We start from the raw sequence: 26483 nt of genomic DNA, 5'->3' as shown, positions 1-26483 counted from the left end.
CCCTACCTTCTCATAAAGCTATGCCCCGGCACCGAGCCGTTGGCTGATGACGGTGGACACCCCGTCGCCACGCATCGTGACGCCGTAGAGGGCATCGGCGACTTCCATGGTGCGCTTCTGGTGCGTGATGACGATCAACTGGCTGGACTCCCGAAGCTCTTCGAAGATCGTGATGAGCCGGCCAAGGTTGGTGTCGTCCAAGGCCGCTTCCACTTCGTCCATGACGTAAAACGGCGACGGCCTGGCTTTGAAGATCGCCACCAGCAGTGCCACAGCGGTGAGTGACCGTTCGCCGCCGGAGAGCAGGGACAACCTCTTGATCTTCTTACCAGCCGGCCTGGCTTCCACCTCGATGCCAGTGGTCAACATGTCGTTTGGATCCGTCAGGACCAGCCTGCCCTCGCCTCCTGGGAAGAGCCGTGCGAAGACGCGGTCAAACTGCGCTGAAGTATCGGCGAAGGCTTCGGTGAAGACCTGCTGGACGCGGTTATCCACTTCTTTGATGATGTCCAGCAAGTCCTTCCGGCTGGACTTGAGGTCCTCCAGTTGCGAACTGAGGAACTGGTGGCGCTCCTCAAGGGCGGCGAACTCTTCCAGGGCCAGAGGGTTGACCTTTCCCAGTGCCGCCAGTTCCCGCTCAGCTTTTTTGAGCCTTTTCTCCTGCTCCGCCCGGTCGAAGGGAATTCCTTCAACGAGCGGTGCACCCGTTTCATCCACAGGCGCACGGAGTTCCGCCCATTTGTCCGTGGTTGCGCCAGCCGGTTGTGGGACAGGTTGATCGGGGCCGTAATCTGCAACGAGCTGTTCGGCCGATAGTCCAAGTTCCTCGATGGAACGGGCCTCCAACGCCTCGATTCGAAGACGCTGTTGGGTCCTGGCCATCTCGTCCTTGTGCACAGAGTCGGTAAGTTCGGCGAGTTCCTTTGCCAGCGAATCGTTTCCGGAACGCACGCCGGACAGTTCCTTCTCCAGTTGCTCACGCGCTTGCTCGGCAAGGTCGCGTTCATGGCCGGCGAGATCCACTGATATATCGATGAAGCGAAGCGCCTGCTCAACGGCCACCACCACTGCACCAGCGCGTTGGGCTTGGGCGCGCCGCCTCTGCGCCCGGCGGGCGGCCTCTTCACGGGCCCGCCGCTCCGTAGCTGCTGCGCGTTCCAGGGAGGACGCCCTGCCAGCGATGGCCCCCAATTGTTCTTCGGCCGTGCGCAGGGCAAGCCTGGCTTCCATTTCGTTGGAACGGGCCAATCGCGCCTGCGCCGCGAGTTCATCGCGCTGATCCGTGGATGGTTCCTCGTCCGGAGCTTCCTGGGCGGCGGCGAGCCGCTCAGCCGCGACTTCAAGGTCCAACCGGGCTTCTGCAATGTTCGCTTCCGCACGCGCCAGGGAAGCCTCCAGACGTTCGCTTTCACCCACCGCACTACGAAGAAGTGAGTTCAAGTGCCCCAGGCGCTCTGCCACGGCAGCAAGGCGGGCATCGGATTCATGCAGCCTTTCCAATGCCGCATCGGACCGGTCCTGGGCTTCGGCGCGACGAGCTTCGGCGCCGGCCAGGGCGAACCGTCCCCGCTCCAAGCGTGCCGTAACCTCCTGAAGCCCGGCCACGGCGTCGTCCACTGCTGCCTGGATCTCCAGCAGGGAGGGCGCCGTGGCTGAACCGCCCTGGGCGGTCAGCGACGTGAAGACGTCGCCTGCACGGGTAACCACCTTGAGTTCCGGGTGCCCACCAATCAGCGCTGCCGCCCCTGCCGGATCATCGACGACGGCGATCCCGGCCAGCAGGGCCAAGGCACCTTGGGCAGCTGGTTCCGTGACCTTGAGGACGTCCACGGCCCATCTGCTGCCAGCCGGCAGCTCCGAGGGGGATGCCGCTTCACCAGCCCCGTGGTGGACGTCAGCCAAGAGCAACGCGGCCCTGCCGGCGTCGTCCTCTTTCAACAGTTGGATCGCGGCGACGGCGACAGCGGAGTCCCCGACCACGAGCGCGTCCGAGGCAGAGCCGAGCGCCGCTGCTATCGCGGCCTCATAGCCGGGCTCGATGGCAAGCATCCCGGCAAGCGGGCCCAGAATGCCCTGGACATCGCCAGAGAGCAGACGCTCCGAGCCGTCCTTGCGGTTCAGCCCCAAAAGAAGTGCATCGCGGCGGGCGGTCAGGGCATCCCGCTGGCGAAGTGCTTCCCGTTCTGCGGATTTCAGCTCTTCGATTTCCGCCAGCACGGCGTCCAGGGCCTCAGTGGCATTCTCGTACTCGGCGTCAAGGCTCTCTTCGCCGTCTTCAACCCCTGCAACCTGGGATTCGAGTGCTGCGAATTCGCTCTGGGCGTGACGGCGTCGCTCGTTGCCTGCGGCCAGTGATTCGCGAAGGCGACCACGCTCGGCCTCCGCCGCTTCTGCCCTGGAGCGTACGGCCGCGACCTGGCCCGCGAGCCTGGCGAGTCCTTCGCGACGGCCGGCTGCTGCCCTCAACATGGCGGTCAGCCGTTTGTCCTCGGCGGCTGCGAGCGCCTCCGCAGAATCCTTCGCCACTGTTGCTTCCAGGAGGGCGGCCTGCTTGGCCAGGATGTCGTGTTCCAAGGCGGCCTGTTCCCCGCGGACCTTCGCCGCTTGGCGCTCCAGTTGTTCGGGGTCCCGACCGGAGTCCGGCACAGGTTCTGAGGAGCCCAGCAGCCGGCGACGCTCGGCTGCCAGGGAACCCAGCGAGCGGAGCCGCTCACGGCCTGCCGACAGCTGGTACCAGTTCTCCCGTGCTGCGTTGAGCCGGGGGGTTGCTTCCGCTGCTTGCTGTTCCAATGCGGCCTGGCGTCGCCGGCCGTGGCCCAGTTCTGCCTCGACCACCTGGCGGCGTTCCTTGAGGGCGGCTTCGTCTGCGACATCCTGTTCAAGGCTCGATGTCAGTGCAACGAGGTCGTCGGCGAGGAGCCGGGCGCGGGCATCCCTGACATCGAACTGGACTGTTTGTGCACGCCTGGCGATTTCTGCCTGCTTGCCCAAGGGGGTGAGTTGGCGGCGGATCTCTGCGGTGAGGTCGCCAAGCCGGGCAAGGTTGGCCTGCATGGCTTCGAGCTTACGGACGGTTTTTTCCTTGCGGCGCCGGTGCTTGAGGATACCTGCGGCTTCCTCGATGAAACCGCGGCGGTCTTCAGGCGTCGCGTGCAGTACGCGGTCCAGCTGGCCTTGGCCCACTATCACGTGCATCTCGCGTCCCAGTCCGGAATCGGACAAAAGCTCCTGGATGTCCAGGAGCCGGCAAGGCGCACCGTTGATGGCGTATTCGGAGCCTCCCGTCCGGAACAGTGTCCGGGAAATCGTGACTTCGCTGTACTCAATGGGAAGAGCGTTGTCCGCGTTGTCGATGGTCAGGGAAACGTGGGCGCGTCCCAGAGGAGGCCTGCCGGACGTGCCGGCAAAGATGACATCTTCCATCTTTCCACCGCGCAGCGTCTTGGCGCCTTGCTCCCCCATGACCCACGCCAAGGCATCCACGACGTTGGACTTACCCGAGCCGTTCGGACCGACGACTGCGGTGACGCCGGGCTCGAAGTCGAACGTCGTGGCCGACGCAAACGACTTGAATCCGCGGACAGTCAGACTTTTCAAATGCAAGGCGGTTCGGTTCTCCTGGGTGGCCTGTTGTCAGCCCTTGGGGGCGTCTTTATCTCCCTAAATCTACTGCCGTTTGGCCGAAATCCATGGATCTGTAACGGGAAAGCCTTGCGGCAGGGATGCCGCGCCCCTACACTCCTGCCAAGGGTTACTTGGCGGATTCGCTCCGGTGATCCGGCTTTGACCTGAAGGTCCCTCGGGTAAAGGCTGGATACGGTCCAAATATTCGGAAACGATCATCCAAGTGCAGAACCCGTATTCCATAACTGAAGATCTTGGTTTGACCCTGGCTGGGGAGCGGCAAGCAGGGACCGTGCGCTAGACGCGGACCCATATTCGCAATTGGCGTACCACTCCAGGAGTTCTGATGACCGGTCCTTCAGCTACCCGACCACAGCAAGTCCTCAAAGGCTTTCTCCTGCCTTTGGTGATTGCCATGGTTGCAGCTTTGCTGCCTCTTACTGCCCCGGCAGCCGTCGCAGCGGGACCTTGCGATCCCGTGGTGAATCCTGTGGTGTGTGAAAACTCGAAACCCGGAAGTCCACCGTCAGAGTGGGACATTGCCGGCGCCGGGGATGCCGGGATACAGGGATTTTCCACGGAGATCAGCGTTAACGCCGGGCAGCCAATCAAGTTTAAGATCGCTACGAACGCCTCCAACTACACCATTGCCATCTATCGCACAGGTTGGTACGGCGGTGACGGGGCCCGCAAGATAGCCAACGTGACGCCGTCGGTACTGCGGCAGAACCAGCCCCAATGCATCAACGATCTGACCACCGAACTCTATGACTGCGGTAACTGGGCCGTTTCCGCTACCTGGCAGGTTCCGTCGACAGCTGTCTCGGGAATTTACATAGCTCTCCTCACGCGGCCTGACAACGGAGACCAGAGCCACATCACGTTCATTGTGCGAAACGATGGCAACCATTCCGACGTCGTCTTCCAGACTGCCGACACCACATGGCAGGCGTACAACGGCTATGGCGGATCCAACTTCTACCAGGGCGCGGCCAACGGCAGGGCCTACAAACTCAGTTACAACCGTCCCATGGATACGCGCGGCGGGATCGGCGGACGCGACTTCTACTTCGCCAACGAATATCCGATGGTGCGCTTCCTGGAGCAAAACGGCTACGACGTCAGCTACATCAGTGGTCTGGATACAGACCGCAGCGGAGCCCAGTTGCTGAACCACAAGGTCTTCCTGTCAGTGGGCCACGATGAATACTGGTCCGGTCCGCAACGGGCCGCCGTTACGGCAGCCAGGGACGCCGGGGTAAACCTGCAGTTCCTTTCCGGCAATGAGATGTACTGGCGCACGCGTTTCGAGCCCTCCACCGTTGATGGGGGCGCGGGCCGCACTTTGACCTGCTACAAGGAGACATGGGCCAACACCAAGAGCGACCCAAGTACCCAATGGACTGGTACGTGGCGTGACCCGCGGTACGCTTCGCAAAGCGCTGGCGCAGGCTTGCCGGAAAACGGGCTTACCGGGACTCTCTATATGTCCAACTACACCGATCTCCCCGTGACTGTCTCCTCGGAGGAAGGGAAGACAAGGCTGTGGCGTAATACTTCCCTGACTTCGCTGCCTGCAGGTTCCTCGGCGGCTTTGGCCCCCCACACCATTGGATATGAGTCGAATGAGGACCTGGACAATGGCTTCAGGCCAGCGGGCCTGATCCGGCTGTCCACTACAGTCGGGGACGTCGACCAGTACCTGCAGGACTTCGGCAACACGGTCAAGGCGGGCCGCACAACGCACCATCTGACCCTGTACCGCGCCCCCAGTGGTGCCCTGGTGTTCTCTGCCGGCAGCGTCCAATGGACCTGGGGATTGGACCAGCAACATGATGGCGGCGGTGCTGCAGCCGATCCCCGGATGCGGCAGGCCCAAGTCAACCTGCTTGCAGACATGGGCGCTCAACCCGCTACACGGGCAGCGGGCATCGTTGCTGCAACGGCCAGCACGGATCGAACCGGGCCAACAGTCTCCATTGCCGCACCAGCCAACGCTGCCACCATCGCCCACGGAACAAGCGTTACCGTGTCCGGCACTGCCTCAGACAGCGGCGGCGTCGTGGCCGGCGTCGAGGTGTCAACGGACGGCGGCACTACCTGGCACCCGGCCCAGGGCAAGCAGAACTGGACCTACAACTACATCCAGCAAGGCCTCTCAGCGGCCACCGTCCAGGTCCGGGCCATTGATGACAGCGCCAACATTGGTGCCACTTCCACCCGGAACCTCACAATCCCCGGCCCCTACAGCGTCTTTGGCCAGACTGTCCCCGCCATACAGGACTCCGGCGACGCCGGTGCCTATGAACTGGGACTGCGGTTCTCGCCAACTGTAGATGGTTTCGTCACGGGTGTGAGGTTCTTCAAGAGCCAGGCCAATACAGGAACTCACATCGGTTCACTCTGGAGCGGCTCCGGCGAGCGCCTGGCAACGGCCACTTTCACCAACGAAACAACCTCCGGTTGGCAGCAGGTCCTCTTCAGCCAGGCCGTCCCTGTGGCCGCGGGCCAAACTTACACGGTCTCCTACTGGGATCCGAACGGTCACTATGCCAGCAAGGAATACCAGTGGGCCTACAGCGGTTCGACGGAAGCACCGTTAACAGTTGCCGGCGGCTTCGGTGCCCAGCCTGCGGGTGTCTACAGCGGATCGGGATTCCCGATCGCCAGCCACAACGGCGGCCATTACTTCGTGGACGCCCTTTTCAGCACGGTTGACACCACGCCGATGACGGTTTCCGGACAAACGCCTTACCCGTCCTCTTCCAGCGTTTCCGTCAATACCAAGGTCAGTGCCGTGTTCTCCAAGCCGGTCACTGCATCCAGCGTCCAGCTGACGTTGAAGTCCTCCTCCGGGACCGTGGCGGGCACCACCGCGTACGACTCCGCCACGCGTCGGGCGACGTTCACGCCGTCATCTGCCCTGGCTTTCAGCACGACGTACACGGCGACCCTCTCAGGGACCGATTCGATCGGCGGATCAGTAACTGCGGGCGGAACCTGGTCCTTCACGACGGCGGCAACCTTGCCTGTCGCCGGGGATTGCCCGTGCAGTCTCTTCGATGACAGCGTTACGCCTGGAATCGCCGAGATCCGGGACGGAGTTCCACTGACTCTTGGTGTGCGATTCTCCAGCATCAGGGCCGGGGAAGTCACCGGCGTCCGGTTCTATAAGTCGGCCGGCAACACCGGCACCCACAACGGGGCACTGTACACCGCGTCCGGACAACAGTTGGCGACAGTAACCTTCGCCAATGAGAGTGCTTCCGGATGGCAAACAGCGATCTTCGGCCAGCCTGTCCAGATCGCTGCCAACACGCAATACATCGTCTCCTACACATCACTAACCGGCACATACTCGGCCACTACAAATGGCTTCGGTTCAGGCATGAGTGTTGGACCCTTGCGGACAGACTCGGACGCTGGTGCTTACACGTACAGCGGAGGCTTCCCGGCTTCCCGGTCAACCGCCAGCTACCTGGTTGACGTCGTCGCCATGATTCCACCGCCTGCCTTCACGGCAAGCGCACAGTCGCCTTTGCCCGGCGCGTCCAGTGTCCCGCTGGACACCAAGGTCAGCGCCGTCCTATCCGAAGCAGCCACACCGTCAAGCGTCACGCTTGGCGTGAAAACAGCCGGTGGCGCCGCCGTAGCCGGAACAACGAGCTATGACCAAACAACGCGCCAAGTGACGTTCACCCCCGCCTCGCCTCTCGCCGCTGGTACGTCATTCACGGCCACTCTGGCTGCGACATCCTCTGCCTCCGGGCAGCAGCTGACTGGAGGCACCTGGACCTTCACCACAGTTCCAGCCCCGCGCATACCGGGATCGTGCCCCTGCACCCTTTACCAGGACAGCGTCACGCCGACGACTGCCGAGGTTGATGACGGCACACCGCTGACGTTGGGCGTCCGCTTCTCCAGCGACACTGCTGGCCAGGTAACGGGCATCCGCTTCTACAAGTCCGCTGGAAACACCGGAACCCATACGGGTTTGCTGTACTCCGGCGCCGGGCAGCTCCTTGCATCGGTCACGTTTACCAATGAGTCGAGTATGGGTTGGCAGACAGCAACCTTCAGCCAACCAGTTAATATTGCTGCTGATACTGAATACGTTGTTGCGTACAAGTCTCCGACCGGCAAGTACTCCTACACGGCCAACGGCTTTGGTGAGGGTCTCACCAGCGGACCCCTGCGAACCGCATCAGACGCAGGAGCTTTCTCTTACAGCAGCGATTTCCCGAACGTGCCTTCCACAGCAAGTTATCTGGTGGACCTGGTGCTCACGGTGCCGGAACCTCCATTGACGGTCACGGCCCAAGTGCCGGCACCCGGCGCTACTGGCATCCCCACCGACGTCAAACCCTCGATAACGCTGTCCTCGGCTATCCGATCCGGAGCATCGATGACGTTGACTGCCAATGGCGCATCTGTAGCGGGCACCACCGCGTTGTCAGCAGACAGCCGCACCGTGACGTTTACGCCGACAACGGCCCTGCCCAGCAGTGCGTCAGTGTCCGTCAGCGTGACAAACGTGGTTTCGCAACAGGGGCAAACCCTTCCGCCGACCAGCTGGCAGTTCACTACAGCCAGCCCCACCGTGCAACAGTCCACCATCTTTGGGACGCTCCTTCCGCAAGTGGCCTCGGCTTCGGAAACGAAAGCGGTGGAACTTGGGACCGCATTCACCGTTTCCCAGGCAGGCAACGTGACAGGCATTCGTTTCTATAAAGGCACCGGGAACACCGGGACCCATGTTGGGTCGCTGTGGAACGCGGCCGGCACCCGCCTGGCCCAAGTGACCTTCGTCAACGAGACAGCAACCGGCTGGCAAACAGCCACGCTGTCCACGCCGGTGGCACTGGCTACAGGCCAGAGATATGTTGTCTCCTACCGGGCGCCCAACGGCAGGTACTCGTACACCACTGGTTTCTTCAACCAGACCTGGACAAGTGGCGTCTTCACCGCTTCGGGACCGGACAACGGCCTGTACCGGTATGGTGCTTCTGGATCAATGCCGACCAATTCCTGGAACGCCACGAACTACTTTGTAGACGTGGTCTACTCCACCACCACCGCTCCTGCGCAAGCGCAGACTCAGACCACGGCGACACCTACTCCAACGGCGACCGCAACCGCAACGGCGACCGCAACGGCCACTCCCACACCCACCCCGTCCCCTACCTCCACCCAGTCGGGTGGCTTGGTCTGCGGCCTCCTGGGGATCTGCTGAGGATCTGCTGACGCGTTAACGCCTCCGAACTGCTGGCGTCCGGCCCCCTGAACTCCAGGGCCGGACGTCGGCATTTAATCATTCGCGGACTACGCTGGGCGACCACGCATGGGGGATAAACAGGCTCGGCTGTGATGCCGGATCCGTCGCCAGCTTCCAGATATTGCTGTCACCCGGGACATTTTGGTCGGCCAATCCGTAAAGCACGTTTTGGTTGTCCAACCACTCGATTTGGTCGTCCACGCTCCGCTTCTCCGCAAGGACAGTTTCCTGTCCCGTAGCCAAGTCAAGCAGTGCTACCTTCCAGTGCGCAGTCAACGGCCCGGCGTCGTTCTTTTTATAGGCGATCCGGGTGCCGTCCGGTGAGATGGACGGGCATTCGACGTTGTCGTGGACCGCCGTCAGGGTCTTGGCTGACAAACTGCCGCGAACAAGCCAGATACGCCCGGCGGAAGCCGCAGTGGCGTAGAAGACGTCACTCTGCCCGGGTGCAAAGGTCACCCCCCAGATGTTTCTGTCCGTAGCCTGCAGGCGCTCGCCGTTGATTATCAGAGCGAAATCCTCCAGATTCCCGGAACCCTCTGAACCAGCCGCAGTGAAGTTGATTTCAGTGGCGGTGGAGAACCCTGCAGTCGCGTATGAATGGCCCGTGACGAAGACAGTAGTGGCAATCATGGACCCGTCCGCACTGATGCGCGTCCTGCTCGGTATCCCCGGAACCGGCCATGCCCGCTGCTGTTGCCAGTCACGGTTCAGGACGGCGGCTTCGAAGGCGGTCACGAGGCCGCGGTTCGTTTTGAGGCAAATTACCGTGGATCCAGTGCCGTAAACCCTGTCGCAGGGCTGCTCGCTCACTGCGCGTGTGCCGCCCGGAGCGGACAACGGTACGGTAGCGGCATTACCGTAGCCCTGTCCGCCCGCCGTGTTCCGAAAAAGAACGAACGGAACATCCGGCAACGGCTGGCCGGCAGTGACCCCTACGGACGGGGCGGCAGTGCGGCTCTCCTCAAATCGCTGATAGGCGCCAACTGCATAAATACCCGCCGCAGCAAGCACAACTGCCGTTACCGCAAGGAGAATGCCCCACCGAAGCCTCCCGCCCGTGAAGGTAGCGCTCATTCGTTGGCCAGCTTGGGCCTGGCTCCAGGCAGGATGAACACGACCGCCACCACGGCACATGCCAACAACGCTCCGGCTGCAACCATGGCTGTGGGGGCACCTACTGCGTACCAGAGGACGCCAAAACCAGCCGAGGCCGTCATCCTGCTCAACGCAACCACAGTCTGTGCAGAGGCGATGCCTGTGGCCAGCTTCCCTTGGGGAGTCAGCTGGCTGGCCAGTGCCGCCAGCACGCCGTCAGTGGCTGCGTAGAACCCGCCAAGAAGGATCAGGCAGCCCACGGTGCTCCATAGGCCACCGAAAGGCGCCGCCGCGAGGAAGTAGCAGGCAAGCAGCGCGATGTGGCCGCCCACGAACACCGGCACCCTGCCCACCCGGTCGGCCAGCCGCCCCAGCGGAATCGCAAACGCGAGGAACACAATGTTGGTGCCGACGAAAAGCAACGGAAACCACTGCACGGCAAAGGAATCCCTGTCCTGCAGCACGAGGTAGATGAAACCGTCACCAATGGTGAGCAAGCCAAGGAGACCCGCAGAGATCAATAGCTTCCCCAGGCCCGGCTCCCGCAGGTGGCTCCACGAGAACGCGAAGAGCCGGTGTCGTTGCTTCGGGGAGCCGGCTGTTTGCCCGGCGCCGCTGTTGGCTTCGATCCCTCTGAGCCCATCCGCTCGCATGTCCGGCACCACCAGCCCCAGAACCGCAACGCCTATGACAGCAAAGGCCAGGGACACCACAAAAACAGTGCTGAAGCCATTGGGGATCATGAGCAGCACGAGGAAGGCGATCATTGGCCCCGCGGCCGCCCCGATGTTGTCCAACATCCTGTGCACGCCAAAGGAACGGGCCAGGTGTTCCGGTTGCGCTGAAACAGTGATCAGCGCATCACGTGGAGCCGTGCGAATGCCTTTGCCGATCCTGTCCCCGGTCACAATCGCAGCTACCGCCCAGAACCCTCCTGCGAACAGGAAACCTATCCTGGCGAGCATGGACAACCCGTAGCCGGCCAACGCGATGCGTTTCGGGTGTCCGCTGCGGTCCGCGGCCCAGCCGGCGGCGATCCTGACAATTGCACTCGCGCCTTGGTTAATGCCGTCGATGAATCCGAAGGCGATGGTCGAAAGGCCCAGGAACCCGGTCACATACAGCGGGAGGATTGCCGTGACGGACTCTGATGACACATCCGTCACCATGCTTACAAGGCCTAGCCACAGGATGACCGGAGACAAACGAAACGGCACCTCGCTGGATAGTGCCGTCGTGGCTCCCCGGGGTTTTTCCCCTTTGCCACCGCTGCGATCCGAAAGTGAGATGTACATACGTGCCCCTAGTCCGCCGTCGTGTGCAGGCTGCCCAAGAGCTGGAAGCGCGAAACGCCGGTTCCGGTCACTGAAACTGACACCGTCACTGTGTCCGTGCCGCGCACGAACCTCGCGGCTACAGCTCCGTCCGGCGCGGGCGCATCCTCGGACCAGAAGCCTTGCCCGACCAACGACTGGCGGAAAGCGCCCAGAACGTCCCCTTGCGACGTGCCCACGATCCCGTCCGCCGTTAATTGCAGGACGGTGCCTGAAGTTGAGATGCTGGTGGAGCCTACCGTGGTCCCGGCTGGCATGGTCACAACGCTGCTGGGCCAGCCCTCTACGAGTGAGCCCTTCGCTGTGGCGGATTTCGGCAACGGACCAGTGATCAGTGGAGCGGGTGCAGACGGTTCCGGGAGCCCGGTGGGTGTGGCTGTCACAGGAGGCAGGACCTCCAGCGGCTTGGCGGTTGTTACGCCGTCGCCCGAACCGTTGCCGGAACCGTCCGGCGGGCTGCTCGTCGAACTGCCCGACGTCGGACTGCCGGAGGGAGGCGCACTCGCGCCGCCGGAAGAGTTACTGTTCGAGGGATCCCCGCCAGGAGTTGGCGATACCGAACTCTGGGCAGTAGCCGGTCCGGGTTTCGAAGCCATCTGGTCCAGGACGAGAGCTACGGCGGCGATCAGTACGGCGAGGCAGATGCCAGCTATCACCAGGCGCCGCGCCATCATGGCTTGCCCGGACTTGCCGCGCCACCGAGGAGCTCGTGCGCCTTCGCCTCAAGCCCGTCGTCGACGAAATCGAAGATGAAGGATGCCAACCAGATCACCACGGTCGCGGCTATCCAGCCGATAATGCCGTTGATCGTGAAACCGTTGGAAAAGATGCTTGTCACCACGAGGATTGCCAAGGTGGCCAGCAGCCCCGCAGCCGCCGTGAGGGCCTTGCTGAGGACCCGCGTACGCCTGTCCGCCCGCTGCGCGTGGCGGCGGTGGAAAAGGGTCAGAATCAACGGCTTGACCAAAAGCGTGGCCGCCGTGAACACCACGACGGCCCAAAGAAACCCGGCTCCCAAACGGACCCCGGGAAGAACTGACGCCACCCACAACGTGATGGCGTTGAAAACCAATGCGATGGCGATCCGAATCGCCAAGCTTTTCATGGGGACAGTCTGCCATTGCGATCCGGATTCCGGAACAGTTTTGGCCCTACCAACGCCCGTTTCGGGGCCGTGGCTGACAAACCGGACACGTATAGGACGAGCGGTTCATGAATTGTTCACGTTTGATGATGCTGTGCAAGCCTGCTGCCTCGCAACGGCTGCACAGCTCACCGGCGCGTCCGTAGGCATTGAGCGAGCGGGCGAAGTATCCCGAATCGCCGTTGACGTTGACATATAAGGAGTCAAAGCTCGTCCCTCCGGCAGCCAACGCCGCATTCATGACCTCCTGTGCGGCCTGCACAAGCCGGGCGGCATCGCCACGTCGAAAGGTGTCGGTAGGCCTTGCGTAATGGAGGCGGGCACGCCAGAGGGCTTCGTCCGCATAGATGTTGCCGATCCCGGAAATAACCGACTGGTCCAACAACGCTCGCTTCAGGCCTGTTTTTCGGCTCTTGATCTTGCGGTAGAAAGTATCGAAGGAAAAACAAGGGTCCAGCGGGTCCCTCGCAATGTGGGAGGCTTCCTCGGCGATCTCTGGCAGGGGCGTTTCCCCCAAGCCTCCGGGGCCGCCGTCGGGAGTTGGCACCAGGGACGTCACGAACAGGCCGCCGAAAATGCGCTGGTCCACAAATCGCAGTTGCTCCGGCATGCCGTCCACCGGGCTAAGGCTGATTCTGACTTTGAGATGCTTCTCGTCAGGGACATGGGGGTCCTGCATGAGCAGTTGTCCGCTCATCCCCAGATGGGCCATGAGCGCTACCTTGGGCAGCGCGCTGTCATCGGAATCCAGGCTGTCCATGGCGAGCGGCATCCAGAGAAACTTACCGCGGCGGACGACGTCCATCACCGTGGCATGCTCGAGATTCCCGATGAAGTCCTCTGTGCCCAGGCCATGCCTGCGGATGGAGCGGGAGTCAAGGACGTCAACCCCGGTGATGGTACGGCCACGGACCCAGCGGGCAAGGCCACGGCGGACCACTTCTACTTCGGGAAGTTCAGGCATTGGGTCTGTGGACTCGGCTTCAGGCGGAAGCGGGTCCGGCAGGAGCTTGGTCCAGGGCAGTCAGGGCACGCCAGGCGTCGGCGGCAGCTTCCTGCTCCGCTTCCTTCTTCGAATGGCCAGCGCCGCGACCATAGGGAGTCCCGCCGATGTTCAGGACAGCTTCAAACGTACGCGCGTGGTCCGGGCCTGAGCCTTCCACGGCGTAGTGGATTGCCCCGAGTTGGCGGCTGGCGGTCAGTTCCTGGATGCTGGTCTTCCAATCGGTACCGGCTCCAAGGGCGCCGGCGTCCTTCAGGAGAGGGCCCACGAGGCGCATTACCAGCTGGCGTGCCGTCTCGATGTCGTTGGAGAGGTACGTGGCACCAATGAGCGCTTCCATGGTATCCGCGAGGATCGAGGCTTTGTTCTTCCCATCGGTGAGCTTCTCGCCCTGCCCCAGGTAGATGAACTCGCCCACGCCAAGCTCGCGGCCAATGCCAGCGAGGGCACGAGTACTCACGACGGCGGATCGCCGCTTTGCGAGTTCACCTTCAGGCAGCGCGGGGTTCTCGCGGTAGAGCGAATCGGTCACAGAGAATCCCAGGATGGAGTCGCCGAGGAACTCAAGACGTTCATTGGTGGGAATCCCACCGTTCTCATATGCGTATGAGCGATGTGTCAGAGCAAGACGAAGCGTCTCGGTGTCAATGGAGACACCGAGACGCTTCAGAAGCTCTTCAGTTGAAGACATCCTTTGTCAGCCTATTGGGCAGATTAGGCGTCTGCTACCTTGCGGCCCTTGTATTCAAGGAACAGCGCGGTGCCGGCAGAGTCAGTGACGACCTTTGCCTGGTGCGGCAGGCTGTAAGTAACCTGACCGTTTTCGATGGTCTTGACCAAGTTGGGGGCAGTTGCCTTCCACTGGGCACGGCGGGCGCGTGTGTTTGCGCGAGACATTTTCCGCTTGGGAACAGCCACGGCTATCTCATTTCTCTCTTAGTCCAACACTTACTAATCAGTTTGCCGGTCAGTCTTAGCCAGATCAGCTAGGGCAGCCCAGCGAGGGTCAATGACCTCGTGGTGGTGCCCCGGCTCGTCTTCCAGGCGTGCTCCACATTCGGAACAAAGGCCCTGGCAGTCTTCCCGGCACACCGGCTGGAACGGCAGCATAGTGACAACTGCGTCCCGCAACACCGGCTCAAGATCGATCAGATCGTGCTCGACTCGACGTTGCTCTTCATCGTCTTCTTCGTCCGAAAGCTCAACGCCTTCATAGAAGAAAAGTTCTTGCACATTGACTTCAAGGTCATACGCAAGGGGATCCAGGCATCGACCGCATTCGCCGGTTACTTCGACGATTACGGATCCTGATACCAGAATTCCTTCGTGTACGGCCTCAAGGCGAAGATCCAGCTCGACATCCGAGCCTTCCTTCACGCCAATGAGCGCCACACCAAGGTCACTTGGCGCAGGTACATGTTCGTTGAGTGTCCGCATGGTCCCTGGACTGCGTCCAAGGTCCTTGACTACCAGCGCCAAGGGCGAACTTGCATCTCGCTTAATGAGAACTCCTGTAGAACATATGACCGACGTACCATCTTAGCCTGATCAAGCCTGAGGACTCAAACCGGCGCCGGGCGCGCGAAGAGCGCCATGGTTTCAGCTGGGATCCACCGCAAGAAGCTGCGAGGTACCTATCAAGACTACCCCCTTGCGGGAGGCTTACGTTCCAGACTCGCCAGCGAGGAGCCGCTTCAACACAGATTTCGGTACGAAATCGGAAATGTCGCCGCCCAATAGATTGACCTCTTTGATCAAGGTGGAGGAAAGGTGCACGTAGTGCGCTTCTGCCGGCAGGAAGACAGTTTCGACGCCGGTAAGCTGACGATTCATGGTGGCCATCGGCAATTCATAGTCAAAGTCCGAGGACGAGCGGAGGCCCTTGACGATGGCCGAAACACCCCGATGCCGGCAATACTCGGCCAACAGTCCCTCCCCCATTGGCTCAACGATGATGCCTCGCAGGGACGCCAGCGTCTCCCGGGCCATCTCCATCCGGTCTTCGAGGCTGAAGCGGTACTTCTTGGCGTAATTGGTGGACACGGCCACGATGACTTCGTCAAACAGCCCCGCTGCCCGCGCGATGACTTCGAGATGTCCGTTGTGGATAGGGTCAAAGGATCCAGGGCATACCGCACGTCTCATGACACGAACCTACCCCATAGCTTCACCGGGATACCATGGCTGACATGTCACCAGCAGGCAGCACTTTACCGCTCAACACAACGGCTCATGCCTCCACGCCATGGCAGCGGGCCGCCACTGGCGCCAACCTGCTTTCACCTGACGGAAATCTCGGAGTGACCATCTTCGAGGAGATGACCACCTTGGCAATCTCCTCCGGCGCCATCAACCTCGGACAGGGCTTCCCCGACGAGGACGGACCCGTGGAGATCAAAGCGGCAGCGCAGGCAGCCATCGCCGCAGGAGCCAACCAATACGCGCCTGGCAAGGGCATCACGGAGTTACGCGAAGCCGTCGCGGAGCACCAGCTCCGGTTCTATGGACTCACTCCGGACCCGCAGACGGAAATCATCATCACCACTGGCGCCACGGAAGCCATCGCGGCATCACTTCTGGCTTTCGTCCAACCCGGTGACGAAGTCCTGACCTTCGAACCGTTCTATGACTCCTACGGAGCCATCATCGGATTGGCAGGCGCACAACATGTCACTGCTCCCCTGACCGCTCCCGATTTCCTTCCGGACCTCTCCAGACTGGAAGAGGCCTTCAGCAGCCGCACCAAGGTTGTGCTCCTGAACAACCCACACAATCCCACCGGCGCCGTTTTCCCCCAAGAGGTCCTGGAAAAGGTGGTTGAGCTGGCAACAAAATACGACGCCATCATTGTCAGCGACGAAGTTTACGAGCACCTCACCTTCGGTGTAACGCATATTCCGGTCGCTTCCTTGCCTGGGGCCGCGGAACGGACCCTCACAATCTCTTCTGCAGGAAAGACGTTCTCCTTCACTGGTTGGAAGATCGGCTGGCTTAGCGGCCCCCAGGACCTCGTTGCCGCAGTCCGCACCGTCAAACAGTTCCTGACATACAGCTCAGGCACGCCGTTCCAAAGCGCCATCGCCGTGGGACTTGCCCTTCCTGACACCTTCTACACAGGCATAGCCGAAACGCTGCGACACAAACGCGACATCCTCTCCGAGGGCCTTCGCGCTGCAGGATTCAATGTCTTTACGCCACGCGGTACCTACTTCGTTAACGTCGACACAGAACCCTTGGGCATCAAGGACTCCGTGGACCTGGCACGCCGGTTGCCCGCCCTGGTGGGTGTCGCTGCGATACCGGTTCCTGTTTTTTGCCATCCTGAAGGAGCGCAACGGACCCGCAGCTTGTTGCGTTTTGCCTTCTGCAAAAAAACCAGCGTCCTGGAAGAAGCGGCCGAACGACTGGCCGCGCTTAAGGACCTGCTCTGAACCGCAACGACGCCGGCCGCAACGACTCTGGCCGCCATCACGCCACGCGTTTCCTGCGGACCACAGGGCAGCACGCCACTGTTGATGCCGATACGCTCATTGAAGGCAGTTACATCCTCAGCATCGGTGGCGCTGAACAATCCCACGTGAACGTGGCCAACCCCGGGGAGATCTTCTACGAATATCTTCGCAGGATCGGTCATGTGGTGGATCTGGCTGCAGAGCCCGGTGAGCCACTCTCCGTGCTCCATCTCGGCGCCGGTGCCCTGACATTGGCCCGTTACATCCAGGCCACACGTCCAGGTTCGGACCAATATGCAGTTGAACTCGAACGCGAATTACTGGACTTCGTCCTGCAAAAGCTGCCCATGCCGGAGGGCACGCGGCTGCACACGCACATAGGCGACGCACGCGAGGCGTTGGCCGAACTTCCCGCGGACGTCAGGTTCGACGTCGTCATCCTTGACATCTTCTCCGGGCCGGAAGCACCAGCCCACATCGCGTGCAGGGAGTTCTACGAAGAGGCCGCTGCCCGCTTGGGACCAAACGGCCTACTGATTGTGAACGTCGGCGATGAACCGGCGCTGACGCTGGTGCGAAGCCAGGTAACAGCCCTCCGGCAGGCAATGGCCGACGTTATCGCATTTGCCGAGACGGGAATGTTCGCGGGGCGCTACCCCGGCAACATCATCCTGGTGGGCACCCGAACGCCATGGCCGGCAGCGTGGACCAGCGCACTACTCTCCCGGGGCCCACACCCGGCAACAGTCCTCCACGGCGTGGACCTGGACAGGATTTCGGACTAGGAAGGTTCAGCGAACCATAGCTTGGTCTCGCCGTACTTCTTGTCGGCGAAACATTCCAGCGCTTCAGGCCAGGCCGGTTCGGGACTCCTGGAGGACCTCTCCACCACCACAACCGCCCCTTCATCCAAGTGGGGCGACAATTTGGCCAGCACGGCACTCAACGCTGGTTCGTCCAGCGGATATGGCGGATCCAGGAACACCAGGTCCCACACGTCGCGTGCTGTGGCGCGCTCCAGGAAAGACTCCACCTTGGATCGATGGACTGAGACTTTCTTGCCGCTCAGGATTTGGTTGACCAAGTCCGCATTGCGCTGGCAGGCATCGCTGGCCTTGGCATCGAATTCCACCAGATCCACGCTGCGGGCGCCCCGGCTGGCGCTCTCCACACCCAGGGCTCCGGAACCGGCATAGAGATCCAGCACCCGGGAATCGTCGATGACAGCCAAAGACTCGAGCCGCGAAAACAGTGCTTCCTTAACACGGTCCGTAGTGGGCCGCGTTGCCGTCCCGGGCACGCTCGTGAGCGGATTGCCACCAGCAACGCCGGCAATAATCCGGCTCACAGCGCCTCTCCATTGCCGGTGCCCGACCGTTTACCGCTGCGCGCACCTGGGGATTCTCTAACCGCGTTCAAGGAACGCCTCCTTTTCAGGGTTCAAGTAGTCATCAATGGTCGTGGCCAGGAGCGGCTGGTGTTCCAGTGCCGGGTCCTGGGCCACCAGGGCCTGTGCATCCGCGCGGGCACGGGCAATCAGATCTTCATGCTCCAGGACACGCAGCAGCTTAAGCGTGGACCGCCCACCTGATTGTGAGGCGCCGAGGATATCGCCTTCACGGCGGAGTTTGAGGTCTTCCTGGGAGAGCTCGAACCCGTCGGTGGTGGATGCAACAGCGTCCAGTCTTCTGCGGCTCGGGTGCCCTGGTTCCAAAGTAGTGACCAGCAGGCAAGTCCCTGGCAGACCGCCACGGCCAACCCGGCCGCGAAGCTGGTGGAGTTGGGAAATACCAAAACGATCGGCGTCCAGGATGACCATCAGGGTGGCATTGTGAACATCGACACCCACCTCGATGACCGTGGTGGAGACCAGCACCTTGGTCTGGTTTGCCGCGAAAGATGCCATGGTTTCGGTTTTAAGCAGCGGGTCCTGACGGCCGTGGAGGGGCGCCACGGGCACCCCGGCCAAGGACGGCTCCTGCACCAGGCTTTCGACGACGGCCGTCACCGAAGCGAGATCGCGGGCCGGACCTTCGTCCGAGAGTTCGGCATCGCTTGGCTCCGCCTCTCCTGGGCTGAAGTCGCCGTCGTCATCGGACCCGATTTTGGGACATACAACGTAAACCTGATGACCTGCGTCGACTTCTTCCCGCGATCGTTTCCAGATTCGATCCGCCCAGCCCGGGTTCTCGGCAAGCCCCACAACATGAGTGGAAATGGGTGCCCGCCCAGCGGGGAGTTCATCGAGGATGGACGTCTCAAGATCGCCGAACACGGTCATCGCCACTGTGCGCGGAATCGGCGTAGCAGTCATAACCAGCAGATGCGGCGGACGTTGGGCCTTGGCGCGCAGAGCGTCACGTTGCTCCACGCCGAAGCGGTGCTGCTCGTCCACCACGATCAAGCCGAGGTCCTGAAAACTGGTTTTGTCGCTCAACAAAGCGTGGGTGCCGATCACGATGCCGGCGTTTCCTGAAGCGGCGTCCAGCATGGCCTGCTTTCGCGCCGCCGTAGGCATGGACCCGGTCAGCAGAGTCACCTGGACGCCAGCCTTGCCGGCATCGGCACCAAGCATGCCGGCACCACCGAACATATGATCGCGGGCCAGTGGACCCAGGGTCCTGCGGATGGAATCGACATGCTGTGCGGCCAAAACTTCAGTGGGCGCCAGGAGCGCCGCCTGTCCCCCCGCATCAACCACCTGCAGCATCGCCCGAAGTGCCACAATCGTCTTGCCCGAACCGACCTCACCTTGCAGGAGTCGATTCATGGGGGTGTCCTGGCCAAGTTCCTCGGAAAGTGTCTTTCCCACCGCTGTTTGGCCGGCAGTGAGCGTGAAGGGCAGGTTCCGGTCAAACTCTTCCAGCAGGCCGCCGCTGACGGGACGCCGCGCAGTGGCTTCCTCTGCAGCAAGCTGGGCACGTCGTCGCGCCAAAGCCGCCTGCAGCACCAGCGCCTCCTGGTAGCGGAACCGTTCCTGTGCCCGCTGCCAGTCCTTCGCCGTCTCCGGCGAATGGATCAGGCGGTACGCGTCAGCCACACTCAGCAGTCCGTCCCTGCTGACAATGGACTCCGGGAGGGGATCCGCCAGGGCATCGAGGTCCAGGGTTTGCAGCAACGCCGTAATCACCTTGTGGATGGACCAGCTTGTCAGCTTTGCCGTGGCGGGATAGACGGGGATAGGCATGGCTGCCAGCTTTTCGGGGTCCATGGAGCCGTCAGCATCCGGATCCTCATCCAGCAAGAGAAAGTCCGGGTTAGTCAGGCCCAAAGCTCCCCCGTACCGGGTCACCTTGCCGGAAAACATTGCACGGCGTCCCGGGAGGAGCTCGGCCTTGGCCCGGAACCCATTGAAAAAGCTGACTTTCAGGGTGCCAGGAACGTGGCTTCCACCGGCTTCATCGGTCACTACGACGTCCGTGATGGAACCCCGCCGGGCACGCATCTGACGGGTGCTGTTGGACAGGACCCGCGCAATGAGCGTGACTTCCTCATCCAAGGGAAGGTTGCTGATGGGAGTAAGTTCGCCCCTGCTCAAATACCTGCGCGGAAAGTAGTTCAGCAGCGCGCCGGTTGTCTTGAGGCCAAGGTGCTTGTCAATGACAGACGCCGAGCGCTTGCCGATCCTGCGTTCCAGGGGCAGTTCCAGCTCAGTATTCATGCCGTGACTGGCCCGGGATGCTGCTGGGTTCTGCAGTTTGTGTTGCTTCCTGGTCCCGGTGCCCGCCCTCAAAATCGCGGGACCCGTCTTCAGAAGCGCGGTGCCCGTCTTCAGAATCGCGGGGAAGGGCAAGCTGACTGACGGCAATATCCGTCGGCTCCCCCAGAGACCGGATCAGCGCTACTGCTGGCGCGGGATCAGGTACGTGGACATGCACCCGCCAACGATAACTGGCCTCAGCCGTGGATTCGTCGTCGTCCGGATGGTGGCCTGTATTTCCAACCTGGCTCATGATGACGGAATCACCCATCTCATCCAGGCGTTGGCGCAGCACGGCCGCGTCCAAGGGCGAAAGGCTGATAGTACACATGACTTCCACGCCGTCGTCGGCCGGCATCTGCTGGTGGATGTGCGGATCCTGCAGCTGGTAGCCGTGGAGGCCATCAAGGAGCTCATCCTGCAGTTCCTCGCCGAGCACTGCGGAGCGGAGACAGTCCAGCACCAGCAACATACCTACACCGCCGGCGTCCACCACATGCGCCGCCTGCAAGGGTGCGAGTTCGTCCTCGGTGCGTACGACAGCCTGGAAGGCAGCTTCCACCACTGCATCCAAGGCGAGGCCCAGTGCGTGGTTGCTGTCATCACCGTTCTGGGAAGAATCGGCCGCTTGGGCTGCATGGGCCGCTGCTTCGAGGACCGAAAGCATGGTTCCGGATACCGGTTCGCTCAAGGCCGACCAGGCCCGGATCTGGGCCCTGTTAAGTGCCGTAGCCAGCAGCGGGGCACTCAGGCGCGCTTTTCCGGCCAGCGGCTCCGCCGCAGCGCACAGGAAGACAGCAAAAAGGGTGCCGGAGTTGCCCCTTGCCTGTTCCATGGCGGCCTGACCAGCGCGTGACAGCACAGCACCGACGTCGTTACCGGTCTCGGAAGCGTCAGGAGCGTTGCCAGCCAACGCGGACACAGCTGCGCGCGCGGTCAGGTAAAGGTTGGTTCCAGTATCGCCGTCTGCGACGGGAAAGATGTTGATCGCGTTCAGGCGGTCGCTATGGTTGCCAAGGACCACCTCTGTCTTGCCGAGCCAACGTTTCATGGCGTGCGCATTCGCGGCGATCTTAGTCTGCAAAATGATCCCATCCCACGGTGTCAGCAGCTTGTCCGGCAATCCGGACGCCGCTGCCTTGAGACTGGACAACGGCCTGAACTGAGCCTATCGCAGTGAAGCCCTGCGGCAGCTGAATTCCCGCTGGGAACGTAGCCAGCAGTCCATGGTCTTCTCCCCCGCCCAGAACCCACGGCATGGAATCTACGCGCAGCAAGGCGGCAGCCGGTTCCAGCGGAAGTGCGTGCGCCTTCAACACAACGGCATCAAAGTCCAGGATGACGTTGCTCGCCGCAGCGAGCCGGCCGCCGTCGCGCAGCAGCCCATCCGAAATGTCCATCATTGCTGTTACGCCCGAACGTGCGGCAAGCGGCCCGGCAGCCAACGGCGGCAAGGGCCGGCATTGGCTATCCATCAGGGCACGCTGCTCAGCCGAGAGGTCCGTTAAGGTGACATCGCTTTCCAACAGCGCCAGACCGGCGGCAGCACGCCCCAGGGTGCCTGCCACTGCCACGACATCTCCCGGCCTCGCCCCGGAACGCAATACGGGCGCCTCTCCAGCCAAAGTACCGACGACGGCGACAGTCACCGCAATCTCCCGGCCACGGCCCAGGTCTCCCCCCGCGACGGAGCAATCCGGAACGCCCAGGCCGATAATTCCAGCGGTGAGGCCATCCGCAAAGTCCTCAACCCATTGAACCGGTGTTGCCGGCGGCATGGTCAGGCTCACAACCAGTGAGGTGGCCGTTCCGCCCATGGCGTTGATATCGCTAAGGTTCTGGGCCGCGGACTTCCATCCGACGTCGTATCCTGTGGTTCGATAGCCGTTGTTCCACTCCAGCCGGAAGTCCTGGTCCTGGGTCTGGGTATCGATGGAAATCAGTGTGCGGCCGTCCGTGGCGGCAACCAGGGCGGCGTCGTCGCCGGGACCCAGCAGGACGCTGGGGCTGCTGTTCAGGCGGGGGAAGATCAGGGCAAGGAGCTCGGACTCCGAGAGATCTGCGACTGTTGGACATTCTTCGCATGGCTGTTTTGGGGGCACGGCTCTACGCTATCGCGGGACACCGACAAAACATCGCCGCAGCCTGTGCCGGGCGTCCCCGCCGGCAATGTGACCCTCGCAACGGGTAGACCAACCGCACGCCAGGCGGCCGTGTGGGCGGGATAGGCTGGAGAGATGCACCGAAAGACCCTTCCGCGGACTGCCGTGGCCTTCAGCTTGGCCGCAGCGTCCGTCCTCGCAGTTTCAGCCTGCGCCCCCACTGTGGACGTCACAGCGGCAACCGACGCCGCCAATCCGGCCTGCGCACCCATGATGGTGGCGCTCCCGGACAAGATCGGCGATGCCGCACTCCGCAAGACAAACAGCCAGGCCACTGCTGCGTGGGGCGATCCCTCGCAGATCATCCTGCGTTGCGGTGTCAACGTCCCTGGACCAACCACTGACCGCTGCGTCAGCGTGAATGACATTGACTGGGTGATCAAAGAAGGCGATGGTGTCTACACCCTGACCACCTTCGGACGCGAGCCGGCAACGGAAATCCTCGTGGATCCGGTCAAATTGGAAGCCGCCAACATCAGCTCCGCCACAGTCCTCACCGAACTTGCGGCCGCTGCGGGCAAGATCAAAGCAACGCGCCACTGCGTTGGCCAGGAAGACCTGCAGAACCTGCCGACCACCAAGTAGCGGGTGCTCAACCGGATAAACAGCAGCTGGTGTCGGTTGATCCTTCCAACCGACACCAGCTGCTCTTGCTTGGGTTAGCGCAGGCCCGTTTTGCGGGTCAGTGCCAGGTGGATGAGTTCGTCGATCAGCTCGGGATACGCCAAGCCGGAAGCCGCCCACATCTGCGGGTACATGCTCTTGGGAGTGAAGCCCGGCATGGTGTTGATTTCGTTAATAATCAGCTCACCAGCGGGCGTGTAGAAGAAGTCCACACGGCTCAGGCCTTCCGCACCCACGGCGTCGAAGGCGGCAGCTGCCAATTCCCGGACGCGGGCAATGGCTTCATCCGGCATATCAGCCGGGCAACTCAGCGCGGCAGCACCATCTTCAACGTACTTGGCAGCAAAGTCATAGAATTGGTGTTCGCCGATAGCCACAGTGATTTCGCCCGGCATGGAGGTGCGCGGCGCATCAGTGCCCCTGCCTTGCAGCACAGCGCACTCGATTTCGCGCCCGACAATGCCGGCTTCAATGACCAGCTTCAAGTCGTGGCGGCGGGCTTCCTCGATGGCAGCGTCCAAGCCCTCCAAAGAATCCACCTTGGAAATTCCCATGGAGGAGCCGGCACGGGCAGGCTTGACGAACACCGGGAAACCGAGCTTGTCCACGCGCTTGCGGACAGCCTCGGCGTCCGTGAGCCATTCGCGGTCCGTGACGGCGATATAAGGCCCCACCGTCAGTCCAGCGGCTTCGAAAACCACCTTCATGAAGTGCTTGTCCATGCCCACTGCCGAAGCGAGCACGCCGGCACCAACATAGCGCGTGTCGGATAGCTCCAGGAGGCCCTGGACCGTTCCATCCTCGCCCCAAGGGCCATGGAGCAAAGGAAAGACGACGTCCACGGAACCGAGTTCCTCGGGGATGGCATTCGGTGCGGTCACGATGAGCTGGTGCTCGCCGCCCACCTCTGCCAAGGTGACAGTCCGGTCCGACGGCGATACCTCAGGAAGCGCCGACGAGCTCAAGGACCACTGGCTGGTGTCCCCCGATGCAAGGACCCACTGTCCGGACTTGGCAATACCTATGGGCACGACGTCGTACTTGCTCTTATCAATGGCACCCATGACGCCTGCTGCCGTCACGCAACTAACAGCGTGTTCGCTGGAACGTCCGCCGAAAAGGACCGCCACACGGGGTCGACGGCCGGTCACGGGGGTGGATTCTTCAGTCACAATCAGTAGTCGCCTTCGGACTTCAGGGCCCGGGCCAGCAATCGCGGCCCCAGGTCATCAACGGACATTTTGCCTTCAAGCACCGCCACAACGGCGGCCGTAATAGGCATTTCGACATTCAGTTTGCCCGCCAATTCATGCACGGCAGGGCCGGACTTAATGCCTTCAGCGGTTTGCGTCATCTGTTCAGCCACCTGCTCAAGGCTCAGCCCCTCGCCCAATAGCCTCCCGGCTGTGTGATTTCGGGAAAGGGCAGAGGAGCATGTCGCAACGAGGTCGCCGAGCCCGGCGAGCCCCGCCATCGTGTGGGCCTCTCCACCCAGGGCAAGGGCAAGCCGGGACGTCTCGGCGAGGCCCCGCGTGATGACTGACGCTTTGGTGTTGTCACCCATCTGGCGCCCCTCGCAAATACCGACAGCCAAGGCAATGACATTCTTGACGATCCCGCCGATCTCCACGCCCACAACATCGGTGCTGGTATAGGGACGGAAGTACGGTGCGGTGCAGCAGAGTGCAATTGCGGCGGCGGTATCGGCGTCACTGCAGGCAACTACAGACGCAGTGGGTTGTTCCCTGGCAATCTCCATGGCGAGGTTGGGTCCGGAGACCACCACCACACGTGATTCGGGGATGCCAAGCTCCTGGGCGATGACCTCGCTCATGCGTGCGTCCGTCCCCAGTTCAAGGCCCTTCATCAGCGACACGACAATTGCGTCCGGTGCGAGCAGTCGCTTCCATTCCCCCAACTGGGGCCGCAGCGATTGGGCCGGCACGGCCAGGACCACGAGGCCGGCATCCTGCAGGACCTCAGCAACATCCGTGGATGCGGTGACTGCGTGGGGAAGTTCGATGTCCTTCAAGTACTGCTCATTGCGGTGTTCCGCATTGATCTGATCCACGACTCGGGCGCGCCGCCCCCAGATCCGGATCCTCCGCTCCACGCCGGCAGTGGCAGCAGCATCCGCGAGGATCTTGGCGAACGTAGTTCCCCATGAACCTGCGCCGAGTACGGCCACGGTGTCCGGAGCAGGGACAGGGCTTTCAATAACCGTCATTTGCCGCCCTCCGATTCCGGATCCTCAAGAGATGCTTCCTTGCCAGCGGGTTCTGCAGCCTTTTCGGGCGCGGCGCCCCGTGCAGCGTTTGAACCGCGCTCCACGAACCGGCCATGTTTGGCCTGCTTATGAACGGCCGGATCCCAACGTTCGGCGGGCGGCTCCTCACCGCGGAGGGTTGCCAGGAGCGCGGTGACCGCCTCCATGATGACGTCGGTAGCTTCGGACAGCGTGGCCCGGTCCATGGGCCGGTCCGCGAAAGCGCTCAGATCCACGGGCTCACCTACCAGAACCCTGACGGTCTTTCGAGGAAAGACGTGGAAGCGCTTGGCGTACCGGGGAAAAACCTCATGGGCACCCCAGTGGGCCATCGGAACAACCGGTGCACCAGTCTGCAGTGCCAGGCGGGCAGCGCCAGTGTGTCCCTTCATCGGCCACAGGTCCGGATCCCGGGTCAAGGTTCCCTCGGGGTAGATAATGATGGCGCCCCCGGCGTCCACCACCTCTTTGGCGATTTGCAGCGAGCGGTTCGCTCCCGCCGTCGAGCGTTCAACCGGAATCTGGTTCGTCGCCCGCAGCAAGGCTCCCAACACAGGTGCTTTGAAGAGTCCTGCCTTCGCGAGGAAGTGCGGAGGACGCTTCAGGTTGTAGAGCATGTGCCCAATCACGACGGGATCAATCTCAGTGCAGTGGTTCGGTGCTGCGATGAAGCCGCCCGCGGGGAGCTTCCCGGTGCCCTCCCACTTCTTGTCCATCAGGAGGTTCATCAACGGACGCGCCATGCCCGCCAGGAGCATGAACGTGGCCCGGCTCTTGGCCGATTCCTTCAAAGGGTCCCCC

21 protein-coding genes are annotated in these 26483 nt (G+C 62.2%); 4 read left to right on the top strand and 17 right to left on the bottom strand.

From position 1 onward, the window contains the following. Nucleotides 1-18 precede the first annotated feature (18 nt). Nucleotides 19-3603: a chromosome segregation protein SMC gene (smc, locus tag AC1DD7_RS12255; protein WP_477515150.1), complete on the bottom strand. Its 3585-nt coding sequence runs from the start codon at nt 3601-3603 to the stop codon at nt 19-21. 367 nt (nt 3604-3970) lie between these two features. Between smc and AC1DD7_RS12250 the strand changes: the two genes are divergently transcribed. After that, nucleotides 3971-8857 carry a DUF4082 domain-containing protein gene (locus AC1DD7_RS12250; protein WP_477515149.1) on the top strand — a complete coding sequence of 1629 codons (4887 nt, stop codon included), beginning with the start codon at nt 3971-3973 and terminating at the stop codon, nt 8855-8857. Nucleotides 8858-8935: 78 nt separating this feature from the next. Here AC1DD7_RS12250 and AC1DD7_RS12245 read toward each other — a convergent pair whose 3' ends face one another. The 9 genes from AC1DD7_RS12245 to coaD all read right to left on the bottom strand — a co-directional run bounded on the left by AC1DD7_RS12245 (nt 8936) and on the right by coaD (nt 15623). After that, a complete protein-coding gene (locus AC1DD7_RS12245) occupies nt 8936-9976 on the bottom strand; it encodes a TolB family protein (RefSeq protein WP_431115539.1) in 1041 nt (346 codons plus the stop codon). Further along, entirely contained in the window at nt 9973-11214 is a 1242-nt protein-coding gene (locus tag AC1DD7_RS12240; RefSeq protein WP_477515190.1) for an MFS transporter, read from the bottom strand. Before AC1DD7_RS12240 ends, AC1DD7_RS12245 begins: the two co-directional genes overlap by 4 nt. A gap of 86 nt (nt 11215-11300) precedes the next feature. Further along, nucleotides 11301-12005, bottom strand: coding sequence for a hypothetical protein (locus AC1DD7_RS12235; RefSeq protein ID WP_431115540.1), 705 nt, complete (start codon nt 12003-12005; stop codon nt 11301-11303). Then, entirely contained in the window at nt 12002-12436 is a 435-nt protein-coding gene (locus AC1DD7_RS12230; protein ID WP_477515148.1) for a hypothetical protein, read from the bottom strand. Before AC1DD7_RS12230 ends, AC1DD7_RS12235 begins: the two co-directional genes overlap by 4 nt. Nucleotides 12437-12482: 46 nt before the next feature. Then, nucleotides 12483-13439, bottom strand: coding sequence for a bifunctional DNA-formamidopyrimidine glycosylase/DNA-(apurinic or apyrimidinic site) lyase (gene mutM, locus AC1DD7_RS12225; protein WP_477515147.1), 957 nt, complete (start codon nt 13437-13439; stop codon nt 12483-12485). A gap of 19 nt (nt 13440-13458) precedes the next feature. Beyond that, nucleotides 13459-14169, bottom strand: a complete 711-nt coding sequence (rnc, locus tag AC1DD7_RS12220; RefSeq protein WP_216923862.1) for a ribonuclease III — start codon at nt 14167-14169, stop codon at nt 13459-13461. Between the two features lie 23 nt (nt 14170-14192). After that, entirely contained in the window at nt 14193-14396 is a 204-nt protein-coding gene (gene rpmF, locus AC1DD7_RS12215) for a 50S ribosomal protein L32 (protein WP_011775139.1), read from the bottom strand. Nucleotides 14397-14429: 33 nt separating this feature from the next. Then, the gene (locus tag AC1DD7_RS12210) at nt 14430-14957 is read right to left on the bottom strand and encodes a YceD family protein (RefSeq protein WP_224090813.1); all 528 of its coding nucleotides are present in this window, start codon (nt 14955-14957) and stop codon (nt 14430-14432) included. Between the two features lie 183 nt (nt 14958-15140). Then, nucleotides 15141-15623, bottom strand: coding sequence for a pantetheine-phosphate adenylyltransferase (gene coaD / locus AC1DD7_RS12205; protein WP_477515146.1), 483 nt, complete (start codon nt 15621-15623; stop codon nt 15141-15143). Between the two features lie 35 nt (nt 15624-15658). Between coaD and AC1DD7_RS12200 the strand changes: the two genes are divergently transcribed. Both AC1DD7_RS12200 and AC1DD7_RS12195 read left to right on the top strand, forming a co-directional pair. Next, complete coding sequence (locus AC1DD7_RS12200; protein ID WP_477515145.1) at nt 15659-16909, top strand: aminotransferase class I/II-fold pyridoxal phosphate-dependent enzyme; 1251 nt, start codon at nt 15659-15661, stop codon at nt 16907-16909. Next, nucleotides 16906-17715: a spermidine synthase gene (locus tag AC1DD7_RS12195; protein ID WP_477515189.1), complete on the top strand. Its 810-nt coding sequence runs from the start codon at nt 16906-16908 to the stop codon at nt 17713-17715. Before AC1DD7_RS12200 ends, AC1DD7_RS12195 begins: the two co-directional genes overlap by 4 nt. Here AC1DD7_RS12195 and rsmD read toward each other — a convergent pair. The 4 genes from rsmD to thiL are packed head-to-tail and all read right to left on the bottom strand — an operon-like array spanning nt 17712 to nt 22732. Continuing rightward, nucleotides 17712-18278 (bottom strand): 16S rRNA (guanine(966)-N(2))-methyltransferase RsmD, encoded by a 567-nt coding sequence (gene rsmD, locus AC1DD7_RS12190; RefSeq protein ID WP_477515144.1) that lies wholly within the window; start codon nt 18276-18278, stop codon nt 17712-17714. The genes AC1DD7_RS12195 and rsmD overlap by 4 nt on opposite strands. Before the next feature lie 57 nt (nt 18279-18335). After that, nucleotides 18336-20591, bottom strand: a complete 2256-nt coding sequence (locus AC1DD7_RS12185; RefSeq protein WP_477515143.1) for an ATP-dependent DNA helicase RecG — start codon at nt 20589-20591, stop codon at nt 18336-18338. Then, on the bottom strand, nt 20581-21681 hold the full coding sequence (locus tag AC1DD7_RS12180; RefSeq protein ID WP_431115547.1) for a DAK2 domain-containing protein: 1101 nt from the start codon (nt 21679-21681) through the stop codon (nt 20581-20583). Before AC1DD7_RS12180 ends, AC1DD7_RS12185 begins: the two co-directional genes overlap by 11 nt. A gap of 22 nt (nt 21682-21703) precedes the next feature. After that, nucleotides 21704-22732 carry a thiamine-phosphate kinase gene (gene thiL / locus AC1DD7_RS12175; protein WP_431115548.1) on the bottom strand — a complete coding sequence of 343 codons (1029 nt, stop codon included), beginning with the start codon at nt 22730-22732 and terminating at the stop codon, nt 21704-21706. Nucleotides 22733-22867: 135 nt separating this feature from the next. Between thiL and AC1DD7_RS12170 the strand changes: the two genes are divergently transcribed. After that, entirely contained in the window at nt 22868-23377 is a 510-nt protein-coding gene (locus AC1DD7_RS12170) for a DUF3515 domain-containing protein (protein WP_431115549.1), read from the top strand. A 74-nt stretch (nt 23378-23451) separates the two neighbouring features. Here the strand turns inward: AC1DD7_RS12170 and AC1DD7_RS12165 are convergent, their stop codons facing one another. The 3 genes from AC1DD7_RS12165 to AC1DD7_RS12155 are packed head-to-tail and all read right to left on the bottom strand — an operon-like array spanning nt 23452 to nt 26473. After that, entirely contained in the window at nt 23452-24591 is a 1140-nt protein-coding gene (locus AC1DD7_RS12165) for a D-alanine--D-alanine ligase family protein (RefSeq protein WP_477515188.1), read from the bottom strand. Then, nucleotides 24591-25643 carry an NAD(P)H-dependent glycerol-3-phosphate dehydrogenase gene (locus tag AC1DD7_RS12160; protein WP_477515142.1) on the bottom strand — a complete coding sequence of 351 codons (1053 nt, stop codon included), beginning with the start codon at nt 25641-25643 and terminating at the stop codon, nt 24591-24593. Before AC1DD7_RS12160 ends, AC1DD7_RS12165 begins: the two co-directional genes overlap by 1 nt. Continuing rightward, nucleotides 25640-26473 (bottom strand): lysophospholipid acyltransferase family protein, encoded by an 834-nt coding sequence (locus tag AC1DD7_RS12155; RefSeq protein ID WP_477515141.1) that lies wholly within the window; start codon nt 26471-26473, stop codon nt 25640-25642. Before AC1DD7_RS12155 ends, AC1DD7_RS12160 begins: the two co-directional genes overlap by 4 nt. Between the last annotated feature and the right edge of the window lie 10 nt (nt 26474-26483).

The sequence above is a fragment of the Paenarthrobacter sp. 10L412 genome, assembly GCF_056395565.1.
This window is presented reverse-complemented; position numbering and strand designations above follow the sequence as displayed.

Excerpts from the sequence above, each read along its gene's own strand:
- AC1DD7_RS12250 (WP_477515149.1), top strand. The coding sequence starts at position 3,971 with ATGACCGGTCCTTCAGCTACCCGACCACAGCAAGTCCTCAAAGGCTTT.
- AC1DD7_RS12245 (WP_431115539.1), bottom strand. The coding sequence starts at position 9,976 with ATGAGCGCTACCTTCACGGGCGGGAGGCTTCGGTGGGGCATTCTCCTT.
- AC1DD7_RS12235 (WP_431115540.1), bottom strand. The coding sequence starts at position 12,005 with ATGATGGCGCGGCGCCTGGTGATAGCTGGCATCTGCCTCGCCGTACTG.
- AC1DD7_RS12230 (WP_477515148.1), bottom strand. The coding sequence starts at position 12,436 with ATGAAAAGCTTGGCGATTCGGATCGCCATCGCATTGGTTTTCAACGCC.
- mutM (WP_477515147.1), bottom strand. The coding sequence starts at position 13,439 with ATGCCTGAACTTCCCGAAGTAGAAGTGGTCCGCCGTGGCCTTGCCCGC.
- rnc (WP_216923862.1), bottom strand. The coding sequence starts at position 14,169 with ATGTCTTCAACTGAAGAGCTTCTGAAGCGTCTCGGTGTCTCCATTGAC.
- coaD (WP_477515146.1), bottom strand. The coding sequence starts at position 15,623 with ATGAGACGTGCGGTATGCCCTGGATCCTTTGACCCTATCCACAACGGA.
- AC1DD7_RS12200 (WP_477515145.1), top strand. The coding sequence starts at position 15,659 with ATGGCTGACATGTCACCAGCAGGCAGCACTTTACCGCTCAACACAACG.
- AC1DD7_RS12185 (WP_477515143.1), bottom strand. The coding sequence starts at position 20,591 with ATGAATACTGAGCTGGAACTGCCCCTGGAACGCAGGATCGGCAAGCGC.
- AC1DD7_RS12180 (WP_431115547.1), bottom strand. The coding sequence starts at position 21,681 with ATGAAACGTTGGCTCGGCAAGACAGAGGTGGTCCTTGGCAACCATAGC.
- AC1DD7_RS12170 (WP_431115549.1), top strand. The coding sequence starts at position 22,868 with ATGCACCGAAAGACCCTTCCGCGGACTGCCGTGGCCTTCAGCTTGGCC.
- AC1DD7_RS12160 (WP_477515142.1), bottom strand. The coding sequence starts at position 25,643 with ATGACGGTTATTGAAAGCCCTGTCCCTGCTCCGGACACCGTGGCCGTA.